Origin of the sequence: Paraburkholderia sejongensis, assembly GCF_020880815.1 — a bacterium.
GTDB lineage: Bacteria > Pseudomonadota > Gammaproteobacteria > Burkholderiales > Burkholderiaceae > Paraburkholderia > Paraburkholderia sejongensis.
This window is the reverse complement of record NZ_JAJITD010000031.1, coordinates 1-13454: the sequence shown is the minus strand read 5'-3', so window position 1 is coordinate 13454 and position 13454 is coordinate 1. Positions and strand designations below refer to the sequence as shown.

The 13454-nt window shown below is 63.3% G+C and carries 12 protein-coding genes and 1 pseudogene; 6 read left to right on the top strand and 7 right to left on the bottom strand.

The features are described from left to right. Window positions 1-9: 9 nt before the first annotated feature. The 4 genes from LJ656_RS33725 to LJ656_RS33710 are packed head-to-tail and all read right to left on the bottom strand — an operon-like array spanning window position 10 to window position 4632. Window positions 10-927, bottom strand: a complete 918-nt coding sequence (locus LJ656_RS33725; RefSeq protein WP_230513767.1) for an ABC transporter permease — start codon at window positions 925-927, stop codon at window positions 10-12. Next, window positions 924-2042, bottom strand: a complete 1119-nt coding sequence (locus tag LJ656_RS33720) for an ABC transporter permease (protein ID WP_230513766.1) — start codon at window positions 2040-2042, stop codon at window positions 924-926. The genes LJ656_RS33725 and LJ656_RS33720 overlap by 4 nt, the downstream gene beginning before the upstream one ends. Continuing rightward, window positions 2039-3610: an ABC transporter ATP-binding protein gene (locus LJ656_RS33715; protein ID WP_230513765.1), complete on the bottom strand. Its 1572-nt coding sequence runs from the start codon at window positions 3608-3610 to the stop codon at window positions 2039-2041. Before LJ656_RS33715 ends, LJ656_RS33720 begins: the two co-directional genes overlap by 4 nt. Continuing rightward, window positions 3607-4632, bottom strand: coding sequence for a BMP family protein (locus LJ656_RS33710; RefSeq protein ID WP_230513764.1), 1026 nt, complete (start codon window positions 4630-4632; stop codon window positions 3607-3609). Before LJ656_RS33710 ends, LJ656_RS33715 begins: the two co-directional genes overlap by 4 nt. Before the next feature lie 196 nt (window positions 4633-4828). Between LJ656_RS33710 and LJ656_RS33705 the strand changes: the two genes are divergently transcribed. Genes LJ656_RS33705 through hpxZ form a run of 5 tightly spaced genes read left to right on the top strand, consistent with a single transcriptional unit; the run spans window position 4829 to window position 8784 of the window. After that, on the top strand, window positions 4829-5635 hold the full coding sequence (locus LJ656_RS33705; protein WP_230513763.1) for a cysteine hydrolase family protein: 807 nt from the start codon (window positions 4829-4831) through the stop codon (window positions 5633-5635). Next, window positions 5632-6783, top strand: coding sequence for an amidase (locus tag LJ656_RS33700; RefSeq protein WP_230513762.1), 1152 nt, complete (start codon window positions 5632-5634; stop codon window positions 6781-6783). Before LJ656_RS33705 ends, LJ656_RS33700 begins: the two co-directional genes overlap by 4 nt. A gap of 11 nt (window positions 6784-6794) precedes the next feature. Continuing rightward, window positions 6795-6986, top strand: coding sequence for an AtzG-like protein (locus tag LJ656_RS33695; RefSeq protein WP_230513761.1), 192 nt, complete (start codon window positions 6795-6797; stop codon window positions 6984-6986). Continuing rightward, on the top strand, window positions 6983-8407 hold the full coding sequence (locus tag LJ656_RS33690) for an AtzE family amidohydrolase (protein WP_230513760.1): 1425 nt from the start codon (window positions 6983-6985) through the stop codon (window positions 8405-8407). Before LJ656_RS33695 ends, LJ656_RS33690 begins: the two co-directional genes overlap by 4 nt. Continuing rightward, entirely contained in the window at window positions 8404-8784 is a 381-nt protein-coding gene (gene hpxZ, locus LJ656_RS33685; RefSeq protein ID WP_230513759.1) for an oxalurate catabolism protein HpxZ, read from the top strand. Before LJ656_RS33690 ends, hpxZ begins: the two co-directional genes overlap by 4 nt. 161 nt (window positions 8785-8945) lie before the next feature. Here the strand turns inward: hpxZ and LJ656_RS33680 are convergent, their stop codons facing one another. From LJ656_RS33680 to LJ656_RS33670, 3 genes are read right to left on the bottom strand one after another with little or no spacing between them, the layout of a single operon-like run. After that, window positions 8946-9278 (bottom strand): EamA family transporter, encoded by a 333-nt coding sequence (locus tag LJ656_RS33680; protein ID WP_230513758.1) that lies wholly within the window; start codon window positions 9276-9278, stop codon window positions 8946-8948. Next, window positions 9278-10447, bottom strand: coding sequence for a hypothetical protein (locus LJ656_RS33675; RefSeq protein ID WP_230513757.1), 1170 nt, complete (start codon window positions 10445-10447; stop codon window positions 9278-9280). The genes LJ656_RS33680 and LJ656_RS33675 overlap by 1 nt, the downstream gene beginning before the upstream one ends. A gap of 11 nt (window positions 10448-10458) precedes the next feature. Beyond that, a complete protein-coding gene (locus LJ656_RS33670; protein WP_230513756.1) occupies window positions 10459-11895 on the bottom strand; it encodes a UbiA family prenyltransferase in 1437 nt (478 codons plus the stop codon). Between the two features lie 1016 nt (window positions 11896-12911). On the opposite strand from LJ656_RS33670, the pseudogene LJ656_RS33665 reads away from it, so the two are divergent. Continuing rightward, a pseudogene (locus LJ656_RS33665) lies at window positions 12912-13067 on the top strand (AtzH-like domain-containing protein); the annotation flags it as partial. Window positions 13068-13454: the final 387 nt, after the last annotated feature.

Below are 13454 nucleotides of genomic sequence, written 5' to 3'. Positions count from 1 at the left end.
CCGGCGCCGTTAGCGCTTGAATGGCTGCGTCAGCGCGGGCGGTGCGGTCTGCCGGCCGATCAGCCCGGCCACCGCGACCAGCGCGAGCAGATACGGCAGCATCACGAGCAGTGCGGTCGGCACGTGCAGCCCGAACATCGGCAACTGGAACTGCATCGCGGTGGCCACGCCGAACAGCAGGCAAGCGAGCGCCGTGCGGCCGAGCTTCCAGTTGCCGAAGATGATCGCCGCGATCGCCAGGTAGCCCGAACCGTTGGTCATCCCTTCGGTGAACGTATGAATGTCGCCGATCGAAATGAAGCAGCCCGCCGCCGCTGCCATCACGCCCGAAAACATCACCGCGCCGTAGCGGATGCGCGCGACCGGCAGCCCCGACTGATCCACCGCGCGCGGCGCGACGCCGGCCGCGTGCAGCGCGATGCCGAGCGCGGTATGGCGCATCACGACCGCAGTCGCGATCAGCACGGCCAGCCCCGCGTACAGCAGCCATACCTGGTCGAACAGCGCTGCGCCGAACAACGGCAGCTTGCCCAGCAGCGGCGGCGACCAGTGTGCGAGGCCCGGAATCGCCGCGCTCGAACGTTCGCCGAAGATTTCGCGATAGGCGAGCGTGGTGCCGCCGAGCGCCAGAATATTGATGCCGATGCCGGTCACGATCTGGTTCGCGCGCAGCGTCACGCTCAGGAAGGCCTGCAGCAGCGCGAGCGGAATCACGCCAAGCATCCCGAACAGCAGACCGAGTGCCGGATTGCCGGTGAGCCACGAGAACGTCGCGCCGAGAAATGCGCCGGTGAGCATCATCCCTTCGACGCTCATGTTGAGCACGCCCGCCCGCTCGCTGACGAGCTCGCCGGTGGCGGCCAGCAGCAACGGCGCGGACAGACGAATGGAGGCGCCCGCGAAGACCGCAAGTAGTTCGAGATTCATCGCCGTGCGTCTCCTTTGTCGAGCCACAACGCGCCGCCCGCGAGCGCGATCGTGACGATGCCCTGCACGATCAGCACCAGCGCCGACGGCACCTGCGCGACCATTTCCATGTTGATGCCGCCGGAGCGCAGAAATCCGAACAGCAGCGCCGCGGCGAACACGCCGGTGATCGAGCCGCGCGCGAGCAGGCCGACCACCAGCCCGTCGAAACCATAGCCCGACGAGAAACCCGCCTTCAGCGAATACTGATCGCCTTGCAGCATCAGCGCGCCTGCCAGTCCGCTGAACGCGCCCGCCAACGCGAGCGCGCCGACGAGCGACGACGCGATCGGCAAACCGGCGCGCTTCGCGGCCACCGCGTTCAGACCGGCCGCGCGCAGCGCGAAACCGAAGCGCGTGCGGGTCAGCACGAGCGCGGCGGCGATCGCGAGCACGATCGTCACGGGCAGGCCGATGTTCAGGTTCATCCCGCTCGCGGCGAACAGCGCCGGCAGCTTGGTCAGCTCCGGAATTTCCAGCGATTCGGGCAGCGTCGCGCCGCTCGTCATCGGCTGGCGCAGCAGCGCCTCGCTTTGCACGCACCAATACAGCAGCCACACCGCGATGAACGACAGCAGCAGCGTGCTGATCACCTCGTTGGTGCCCGCCTTCGCCTTCAGCACGCCCGGCACGCCCCCCCACAGCGCGCCCGCGGCGGCCGCGCACAGCATCGGCACGATGAACGACAGCCCGAACGGAAGCTGCGCGCAGCCGCCGTACAGGCTCATCGCGGTCGCGACGATCCCGCCGATCGCGAGCTGCCCTTCCCCGCCGACGTTGGTCAGCTTCGCGCGATTCGCGATCACGAAGCCGGTGCCGACCAGCGCGAACGCGAGGCTGCGGTTCAGCGATGCGCCGATCGAATACGGCGAGCCCCACGCGCCGTCGGCGAACGCGGCGAGCGCATCGGTGACGGATACGTGCATCGACGCGATCAGGCCGAGTGCGGCGAGCATCGCGAAGCCGACGGCGGCGGCGATCACGCCCGCCACCCGCAATGACGGCACACGCGTGCGCCAGCCCGGCGCGCCGGACGCGGGCGCGAGCGCGGTTTGCAGCTTCAGATCCCGGTTCATACAGCGTCTCCCGCGCCAGCCATCCATGCGCCGATTTGGCCGCGATTGCTCGCATGCGGCGCGCACGCGCCCATGATGCGGCCGCGGTACAGCACGACGATGCGATCGGCGACGCTCATCAGTTCGTCGAGTTCGGAGGAAATCAGCAGCACGCCCACGCCGCGGTCGCGCGCCGCGCGAATGTGCGAGTACACCGCGGCGATCGCGCCGACATCGAGGCCGCGGGTCGGTTGCGCGGCGAGCAGAAACCGCAGCGGGTCGAGCGTGAGTTCACGCGCGAGCACGGCCTTCTGCTGATTGCCGCCGGACAGCCCGCCGAACAGCGCATCCGGTCCGCTCGCGCGCACGTCGTAGCGCTGCATCAGGTCGAGCGCGGCGGCGCGCATCGCGCGGCGCTGCAGAAAGCCGCCGCGCGTATAGCGGTCGAGGTGATTGATCAGCAGGTTGTCGGCGACGCTCATGCCGCTCACGCAGCCGACCGCGTGACGATCCTCCGGCACGATGCCGACTCCCGCCTCGGTCAGCTCGCGCGGGCTCGCATTGGTCATGTCGCGCCCGGCGATGAAAAAGCGCCCTGCCGACGCGCTCAGCATGCCCGCGAGCACCGCGCCCAGTTCGCTCTGCCCGTTGCCCTCCACGCCCGCGATACCGACGATCTCGCCGCGATTGACGACCAGCGTGCAGTCCTTCAGGCGCGTGACGCCGTCGGCATCGCGGGCGCTGAGACCGTCGAGCTGCAGCACCTCATCGTGCAACGGCCGCGAGTAAGGCGACGCGCGTTTCTCGAGCGACAGACGCTCGGCCAGCGAGTCGGGCGTGTCGTCGCCGTCGCGATGGATCATCGCGTGTACGAGCCGGTCGATCTCGCTCGCCGGCGACGCCGACCGCGCGACCACGCGGCCCGACTGCAGCACGGTCGCGTGGGTGGCGATGCGGCTGATCTCCTTGAGCTTGTGCGTGACGAGCACCACCGCGCAGCCGCGCTGCGCGACGCGCTCGCAGGTATCGAGCAACGCGTCGATTTCGGCGGGCAACAGCACGGCGGTCGGCTCGTCGAGCAGCAGCAGACGCGGCTCGCGCAGCAGGCACTTGACGATCTCCACGCGCTGACGCTCACCGACCGACAGATCCGCGACCTTCGCGGCGAGCGGCAAGTCGAGGCCGACGCCCGCCAGCACCTCGCGCACCCGCCGCGCTTCGCGCTCACGGTTGAGCCAGCCGCGCGCCTGGCCGAGCAGCAGGTTGTCGAGCACGCTCGCGTCGTCGACCAGACTGAAATGCTGGTGCACCATCGCGATGCCGTGCGCGAGCGCCTCGCGCGGATTGCGCGGCCGGTATGGGATGCCGTTCACGCGCATCGCGCCGGCGTCGGGCTGATGCACGCCGAAGATCACGTTGCACAGCGTCGACTTGCCCGCGCCGTTTTCGCCCAGCAGGCAGTGCACGTCGCCGGGCATCAGTTCGAGCGACACGCCCTCGAGCGCGGTGAACGTGCCGAAGCGCTTGCCGATACCGTCGAGCGCGAGGATCGGCGCGGCATCGGGCGATACGGAGGGCAGCGTGCTCATCCTTCGGATACCTTGATTTTGCCGCTGAGGATGTCGTCTTCGATCTGCTTGAGCTTCGCGTCCATCGCCGGCGTCGATTTGCAGACCACCATGCCGGACGCCTTCGGCCCCATCGCCAGACCGAATGCCTTGTAGCCCGGCTGCCACTGGCCTTTTTCCAGTTGCTCGATCGCGTATTGCGCCTGATAGCCGACGCCCGTAATGCTGTACGCGATATAGAGCGGATCGCTGCCGCAGCGGTCCGTGTAGCTGCCGATGATGTGGGTGTTCTTTTCCTTGGCCGCCTGTTCGAGTCCGCGCAGGCCGAGGTTCAGGATGTGATAGTGCACGTCCGCGCCTTGTGCGATCGCAGCCGCGGTCGCTTCACGCGACTTCGCGACATTGTCGAAGTCGCCGGTATAGCTCTCGAAGTACTTGATCTTCGGATTCACGTAGCGCGCGCCGTTGCCGAATTCCTTGCCCGCGTTGACGATCGACGGAATCTCCATCCCGCCCACATAGCTCACCGCGCCGTTCTTCGACAGCATCGCCGCCGCCGCGCCCGCGACGAACGCGATCTCCGCCTGCTTGACGTCGTAGCCGGCGACGTTCGGCGGCATGTTCTCGCCCTTGTTGCCGCCGACGATCGAGAACTTCACGTTCGGAAAGCGCTTTGCGATCTTCAACACCGCCGCCTGGGTCTGTCCGCCGACGCCGATCACCAGCTGGTTCTTCGTCGCGAGATTGGTGAGCGCCTGCTCCATGTCCGCATAGTTGATGTTCTCGATGATCTGCGTCTTGAGCTTCGGCCCGAACTCTTTCTGTGCGGCCACGACGCCGTCGTAGCCCGATTCCATCCAGCCCTTGTCGGTCTTCGAGCCGGGAATCAGCACGCCGACGCGCATCGCGTCATCGGCGGCGTGCGCATTGACGACGAACAGCGCGGGCGCGGCGAGCGCAACGACACCCGCCATCACCATCAGCCGGGACACGATCCGGCGGCGCGATTTTTCGCGCGAAGTCTGTTGCGAGCTGAACATCACTGGCACTCCTTTTGCGTTGAGTTTCGGTAAGTAGGTTATTCATGACTGAAACGCACATTGCAACTTCGATGCCAATCCGCGTTCGGTGCGATGAGAAACCGCTTGCCGATGAACTGAACAGAGCCGGTCGAGCGCATTCCGACCACGCGCTGCCGCGCCGCTCGAACCCCAACGATCCAACGCTTCGGAGAACCCGATGAACCACCCCTCGAACCCAAGCCGGACAACGCCCGACGGCATCCTGGGCAGCTTCGCGCAAAGCCGCTGGCACGCCACGGAATCACTGGTTGACATGGCTGTGCAAACGCCCGCGCCGCGCGTCACCACGCTCGATGCCGAGCCGCAGAAAGTGCGCTTCGACATCGAAAAATCGGCGCTCGTGATCATCGACATGCAGAACGATTTCTGCACCAAAGGCGGGTGGGTGGACCACATCGGGGGCGATTACGGTGCAGACCGCGCACCGATTGCACCACTGCAGCGTTTGCTGCCGATCGCGCGGCAAAGCGGCGTGCCGGTGATCTGGGTGAACTGGGGCAACCGTCCCGATCTGGCGAACATGCCGCCGAACCAGCTTCATCTGTACAAGCCGAAAGGCACCGGCATCGGTCTTGGCGAAGCGTTGCCCGGACATGGCGCGCGCGTGCTGGAGAAAGACTCGTGGGCCGCGGCCGTGGTCGATGAACTGAAGCCCGAAGCGCAGGACATCTGCGTGGACAAGTACCGCATCAGCGGCTTCTGGGACACCCCGCTCGACAGCATCCTGCGTAACCTGGGCACGCGCACGATCTTCTTCGCGGGCGTCAATACCGACCAATGCGTGCTGCACACGCTGACCGACGCCAACTTTCTCGGCTACGGCTGCGTGATGCTGACCGACTGCTGCGCGACTTCGTCGCCGGCGTTCTGCACGGAAGCGAGTATCTGGAACGTGAAGAAGTGCTTCGGCTTCGTCGCGGATTCGCTGCAACTGGCCGCTGCGTTGACTGGAGCGGCCCGATGAGCGCGTTCGTTCCGGGCCCACGCTTACGGGTCGCCGCGACCGGCAGCGGCCCGCTCGACGGTTTGCGCTTCGCGGTCAAGGATCTGATCGACGTGGCCGGCGTGACGACCGGCGGCGGCAATCCCGACTGGCTCGCGACGCACGCGAGCGCCGGGCGTCACGCGCGCTGCGTCGCGCAGCTGCTCGCCGCCGGCGCGAGCGTCGACGGCAAGACGATCACCGATGAACTCGCGTACAGCCTCGAAGGCGTGAACGCCCACTACGGCACGCCGCTCAATCCGCGCTGGCCGCACGCGCTGCCGGGCGGTTCGTCGAGCGGCTCCGCGGCGGCGGTCGCAGGCGGCGAGGTGGACTTCGCGCTCGGCACCGACACCGGCGGCTCGGTACGCGTGCCCGCCGCATTTTGCGGACTATGGGGGATGCGCCCGAGCCACGACGACGCCGCGCTCGACGGCGTGCTGCGCTTCGCGCCGTGCTTCGATACGGTCGGTTGGTTCGCACGCTCGGGCGAGATGCTCGCGCGGGTCGCAAACGTGCTGCTCGCCGACGCGCCCGCCGCCGACGTGCCCAACTCGTTCGTACTCTTCAAGGAAGCGTTCGATGCGCGCGCCGCAACAGAGCCGGACGACGCGCGGCGTCTGCGCGAACTTTCCCCCGCGGGAAACGACATCGAAGTCTTCGCCGGCGACCCGGCGCGCTGGCTGCACGTGTATCAGCAGTTGCAGGACGACGATATCCGCGCGGCGCTCGGCGCGTGGATCGATGCGACCTCACCGCGCTTCGGCGCGGACATCGCGGCGCGCTTCGCACGGCTGAAATCACTCGACGACGCCGAAGTGGCACGCTGCCGCGCGCTTCGCGAGACCCTGGCCGAGCGCGCACAAAGCATCGCGCACGATGCGCTGATCGTGTTGCCGACCACGCCGCGCGCGCTGCTTGCGAAGGACGAAGCGCCGCAGCGGCTCGACGCGTTCTATCGCGATGCGCTGACCATGGACAGCGTCGCGGCGATGGCAGGCTTGCCGCAAGTCACGGTGCCCGTGCTGAGCGACGCGTCGAGGCCGCTCGCGCTGTCGTTCATTGGTCCGCGGCACAGCGATCGCGCGTTGATCGCGCGCGTGCGCGAACTCTTTCCTCATCTATCGTGAGCAGCCACCCTATGTCCTCCAGTGCCAACGAAGCGCTCGACGCTTACGCCGATGCCGCGCTCGCGCTGCATTTCCCGGCCTTGCCCGCCGACGCCGCCGCGCGCGTGAAGGCGCAGTTCGCGCGCATCGCGCAGCTCGCCGCGCCAGTGCTCGCCTACCCTGTCGATGCGAACGACGAACCCGCGCCGGTATATCGCCCATGACCACACAACGCGGCTTCCCCGCCGACGCGCTCGCGATCGCGCGCGCCTATGCCGACGGCAGCTTCAGTGCGCGTGAGCTGATCGACGCGACGCTCGCGCGCATCGATGCGTACGACGTCCACGTCAATGCCTTCACCACGATCACGCGCAAACGCGCGCTCGCCGCGGCAGCCGCGCTCGATGCCCGCCGTGCGCGCGGCGACGCATTGCCGCCGCTCGCGGGCGTGCCGTTCGCCGCAAAAAATCTGTTCGATCTCGAAGGCGTCACGACGCTCGCCGGTTCGCGCGTGCTCGCCGATGCGGCGCCCGCCGCGCGCGACGCGACCCTCGTGAAGCGCCTCGTGGATCACGGCGCGATTGTGGTCGGCGCGCTCAACATGGACGAGTTCGCGTATGGCTTCACGACCGAGAACCATCACGCGGGGCCATGCCGCAATCCGCACGACCTGACGCGCTCGGCCGGCGGCTCCTCGGGCGGCAGCGCCGCGGCGGTCGCGGCGGGCTTCGTGCCGCTCACGCTCGGCACCGACACCAACGGCTCGGTGCGTGTGCCCGCGTCGCTGTGCGGGGTGTTCGGCGTGAAGCCCACGTTCGGGCGCCTGTCGCGACACGGCACCTATCCGTTCGTCGCGGATCTGGATCACATGGGCGCGTTCGCGCGCAACGTGGACGACCTCGCCGCGATCTACGACGCGCTGCAAGGCGCCGATCCGCTCGATCCCGCGTGCGCGCAGCGCCCATTCGAGAGCGCGAATGTAGAGTCTCGTGCGCTGCGGGTCGCGCGACTCGGCGGCTATTTCGACGCGCATGCGAACGACGACGCGCGCGCTGCGTCGCACGCGGCGGCCGACGCGCTCGGCGCCGCGCGCAGCGTCGAGTATCCGGATGCCGACGCGGCGCGCGGCGCGGCGTTTCTGATCACGGCGGCCGAAGGCGGACAGTTGCACATGGAGAACCTGCGTTCGCGTTACGACGAACGCGAACCGTTGTCGCGCGATCGGCTGATTGCGGGGGCGCTGTTGCCCGCCGCGTGGATCGTGCAGGCGCAGCGCGTGCGCGCGGCGCTGCGAAGCCGCGTGCTCGCATTGTTCGAGCACTACGACGTGCTGATCGCGCCCGCGACGCCGATGGTCGCGCCGAAAGTCGGCGACGAGTTCATGGAGATCAACGGCGAGCGGCTCGCGGTCAGGCCCAATCTCGGCTTGCTGACGCAGCCGGTGTCGTGCCTCGGCCTGCCGGTCGTCGCGGTGCCGATGCGCACGAGCGGTGGCTTGCCGATCGCCGTGCAATTGATCGCACCGCCGTGGCGCGAGGATCTCGCGTTCGCCGCCGCGCGCCGGCTCGAAGCGGCGCAACTCGCGTACTGTCCGCCGCCACCGTCGTTCGACGAGTGCGCGCTTGCAATGGGAGCCAATGCATGATGGAAATCAATCGTCCCGATGTGCTTGCCGAACTCGAGCCACTGTTCGATGCGTATGAACAGGCTCTCGTCAGCAACGACGTCGCGGTGCTCGACGAACTGTTCTTCGCTTCGCCGCACACGCTGCGTTTCGGCGCCACCGAAAACCTCTACGGCTACGACGCGATCCGCGCGTTTCGCGCGGCGCGGCCCGGCAAGGGGCTCGCGCGCACGGTGACGGCGCGCGTCGTCACCACCTATGGCGATGCGTGCGCCGTCACCAATATCGAGTTCCGCCGTGAAGGCGAGCCGCGCGTCGGCAGGCAGAGCCAGACGTGGGTGAGAATGGCCGATGGCTGGCGGGTGGTGAGCGCGCATGTGAGCTGGATGGATGGGTGAGCGGTGGGGCTATCAGTCAGCGCCAGATGAGGTCTGAGATCGCTTCGCCGTTACTACATCAAGGGCCGTGTTCGACCCTGAACCGCCTGGCGCGGCCAAGTGAACCGCCACGGGGAAGCGTGAAGGCGGGTCGGTTTAAGTGAGTGCAGGCATCCTCATGCCTATCGTGTGACCAGCCAGACACCACCCAGAATGAGAACCGCACCCACCAATTGCGTCGGCTTCAACGCGTGCTCGTGCAGCGCCGTGAACGTCAGTACGACGAAGATGGAAACCGCGACCATCAGCGGATAGGCGATACCGAGATTGGCTTTACGAAGCGCAAGCGCGTAAAGCAGAAATCCGACTCCATACGAACACAGGGCCGCAGCCCGCAACAAAAGCGGCATCCATTCGTTTGGCAACCCTGTTGCTGCCTTGAGCGCGGCAAGTCGCAACAGAACGCTTGCCAGTCCGCCGAGGGTTCCACTGGCAATCAGAATCACGACGGACATCAGGCATCTACCTTCGAATCCAGTTGCGCCACTGCATGGTTCCGATCCGATGCAACGCCAGAAAAGATTTGTCCGAATTCTCGCGCGCCAGCAAGTGCGATCAACACGATCGCCGGAAAGGCCAACGACAGATTACGGGCCTCATCGGTATAGCCGAAAAGCATGAATAGAGCCGCGACGGGCAGGAAGGCCGCAAAAAAATACCGCTTGTAACGCGTGCCGGCCTGCCGCCATGCGTGGCGGAAAAACACGATCGAAGGCACGAGGATCAGCGGGTTCTGCAGGCTCGGCGTGAAGATGCCCTTGGCGATCAGGTTATAAAACCTGACATATGAGCCCGGATTAAGCCAGAAAAGCAGGTTTTCCTTCGCGTGAACTTCGATGAAAGAACCGCTATTCGCGTCGTAGCCGTTCATCACGAAGTGCCGGCTCACAAAACAGCACGCGATCTGCAGCAGCAGCCAGCCAATCCGACTCCTCATTGAAACGTCTCGCTCATGCAGAAAGAAAAGTGCGAGCGGCACAAGAAAAAACGTCTCCTTGTTGAAAGAGAAGAGCGCGATAACCAGCGTGCACGGAATCATCCACCTCTTGAGCACGAAAAAACACGCACTGAATACGCCCAGTATTTCGATAAAGTCGTAGTAGTAACCGCCCTGCTGAAAGGTAAGTGGATAGACGATGCTAAAGCCAGCCAGGAACCCAAGTGTCTGCCCGAATGTTAAGCCGTGCATGCGCGCGAGCTTGTAGACCACCAACAGTGTAAGCACCATCGACAGCACGACAAAAAAATAGACGATGTGGTACGTAATCGCGACCACAGGCGTCCAATACTCGTCCGGAACGCCGCTGAAGTAGCTATGTCGCAGTGAGTCATAGCGACTGATCGACTTGAAAAATTTTTGCTGCAGTTCCGGACTCAGTCGCGCGGCTATCTGCTTCGCCGCTTTCGCGAACGTGGCCCGGTACACGTAGGGCCGCGGCGCGGTTCCCTCCATCATGCTGACCAGGGTGAGGCTCTGTGCATAGCCATCGAGCTTGTGATCGTCACGAAATCCGAACTTCAGCAGCACGCTATTGGTGATATTTCCGGCGAGAACGAGCAGCAGAACGAATACGATCGAGAACCTGCAAAATGCCAGAATTCTATTCTTCTTTTTCACGTCCATTTGTAGACCTGTTAAAAGCGGACACAGTGTGCAGCCATCATTGTGGCGACCATCAACAGAATGACGAGAAGGCTGCCGCGGTCTTCGATGAGATGAACGATCGGATCGTCATGCATCTCGCCGCGCACGGTCGTGATCCAAAGCCTCGCGAACAGAGAAATCAGGCCAATCGCGGCAAACCAGAGCAATGAAGGAGTCGCATACCGCAACGCTGTTTCCGGTGCATTGATGAAGAGACCGAAGACAATCACTGCAGCGAGTGACGAGCCAATGCCTAGCGGCCACAGCACCTCAAGATCCGCGACTCGGTAGTCGCGGCCAACCATGGCACCTTCGTAAATGGTACGCAAGGACATCAGTTCCGCGCAGCGTTTGACCAGCGCGAGACTCAGAAAAGCGAAAACCGAAAACGCGAGTAGCCAGTGACTGATGCTGATATTGACCGCGACCGAGCCTGCCAGAATTCTCAGCGTGTAGAGCAACGACAGCATGATGACGTCGACAATGACACGAGTTTTCAGGACCAGGCTATAGGCGGTGGTTGCGATCAGATAAAGCACCAGCATCGCGCCAAACGCTGACGATGTCGCAAACGCCAATACTAGTGATACGGCAAGTAGCGTCGTCGCACAGAGCACGCCCTTGAACAATGACAATGCGCCGCTTGCGAAAGGTCGCTGCCGCTTGCGGGGATGCCTTCGATCACTCTCCAGATCCCAAATATCGTTTCCGATGTAGGTTGCCGACGCACCCAGCGACATCGAAACAAAGCACATGGCGAGCGACGCCAGCTTCTCAACGTAAAAGAAGGAAAATGCCGTCAGCAACGGCACAAAAAGCAGTAAATTCTTTAGCCACTGATGAGCCCGCAGCGCCTTCGACCAGAGAGAAAGAGTGGCGCTACTGTTAGAGAACTCACGCTCAATGGGTACTTTGTTGCGGACCAGACCGGCAAGACGTGGCGAAACGCCGGTCAAAATGGCAGCCTTCGCAGCGAGCCATATCGGTAGATCGTGACGGCTGTCGCCGGCGTAGACGAACTGCTTGCCGACACAGGCGCGTATCTTCTCGAGCTTGGCAAGCCCTCTCAGATTTGCGTCGCTTTCGGTGGCTATCACTACGTCGAAAAGTCCTACGTGTGCGGACACGCGTTCCGCAATTGACCTATGCGCAGCAGTTGCGAGAACAATCTTGCGGCCACGTTTTCTCTCGGCAGCCAGATAGTCGATCAACGCTTCGCGGTACGGAAGGTGTTCGACGGCAAGATTCGCGCGGGCCGCAATCGCCTGTTTGAAAGCCAAACGTCCCTTCAATAGCCAGAATGGCAAGCGGATGATATTCAATGGGTTCTGCTTCACGACGTTGACGACAGATTCGGCCAGCGTATCTGTCAATGTCAGCGTTCCATCCAGATCCACAATCAGCGGTACGTAGTTTTGATCTTGCACAAATGATCCGTTTTATGCTGCCGTACGGCAGCATGCTGCCGCTCTATTCAGCCTCGCAATTCGCCGTTTCTGTTGTATCTAATCGCCAAGCCTTTGAATAAATAGGTCCTTTTTCTAAAATCCAGAAGCAATTTACTCTAGATCCTGCGGTAGCGGGAATAGACTGGCGAGACTTACTGTCGCACGTGTAATTCATGGTTCAAACGGTACATAGTAGTACCGCCCGTCACTGCGTGAGGCGGTACTACGCGAAAACGTTGCTCTGCTCGGACGGTCGGGTTAGAAGAGTCGGCACCGCGCCACTGAGTTTTTTGGAATAACCATTTTCGGTGTAGCTGACTGCACGCTCACGAGCGTTTTCCTAACAAGCGCAGGCGGCCGGCGAATTTCGCGATAAACAATGCTCCACCTCTTTTTCTTGCACGTCTCAAATAGCGTTTCAACGAACACGCTCTTTTACGCATGCGCGAGTTCAGCCAGATGAAGGAAACCATTTTCAACGGCGATGTTAGTGACGCTATCGTTCTCGATCGGTCGAAAAAGGCGTTCGCGTGCGCGCTTATGCCCGACTTCGTAGAGATATTGCATCCTCTAAATTTCTGAATAACTGGCCGAACAGGACCATCGCGCCATCAAATCTCGGGCCCGTATCCCGCGCGGTTTCTCCGGGGGTGCTGCGCCGCCGGGCGAGAACGTCACGAGTCCGGGTACGACACTTGCGTTACCAGAGCGATGGCCCCGAGGTTCTCTCCCCGATGTTCGACCGCGAGTCTCGTAACTCGCGCCGAGGGTTTTCATTTGGCTTAACGATGACAATTAGAGACGGTTTCAAAAACAGTTCATAGGAGCTGCTAACTCATAACGCAACCTGTTAACCTCGACGCCGCTAATCGCGCTCTTCGTGGTCCCGCTTGCATCGCCCGATGCGCTCATCGCGATCGGCGGCGCCATCGTCAGGCCGCTCCGACCGCCGCCGTACTTCGGCAGCGTCGTACCGCAAACCGGATTGACGTTGGTTTCGCCGTGAAGGCGAGCCGCGCGTCGGCAGGCAGAGCCAGACGTGGGTGAAGATGGCCCATGGCTGGCGCGTAGTAAGCGCGCATGTCAGCTGGATGGACGGGTTAGCGGTGCGGGTAGTGCGGGGCTGGCGGTTCGCGGGTGAGTTGTATTGAGGGGGTCAACGAGCAATATTTTAAGCAACCCATCTGAATCGATAAATAAGTTGCCGTCAATCTGACCGCTTGGAACGAAGTTATTTACGGCTGCTCTCCAGGCGATGACTTGAAGAGGCACTTCAGCAGATGGCATCTCAGGTCGAACTCCTCAGCTCGCTATTACGCCAGATCGAACTGCACTCACAAGCGACAAACCTAGATCGATGGCTAGGTTTTCTGCTTAATACCTCATAATTTTCGAATCCTCTAAAAGAATACTCTATGACCTTGCCCCTGTTTGACGAACCCCATAACCGCGGGAGTTATGCGGCCTGGCCTTGTTGGGCTGCCAGCCATTTCTTCTCGAACGTCATGGGGCTGACGTAGTCGAGTGTCGAGTGTAAC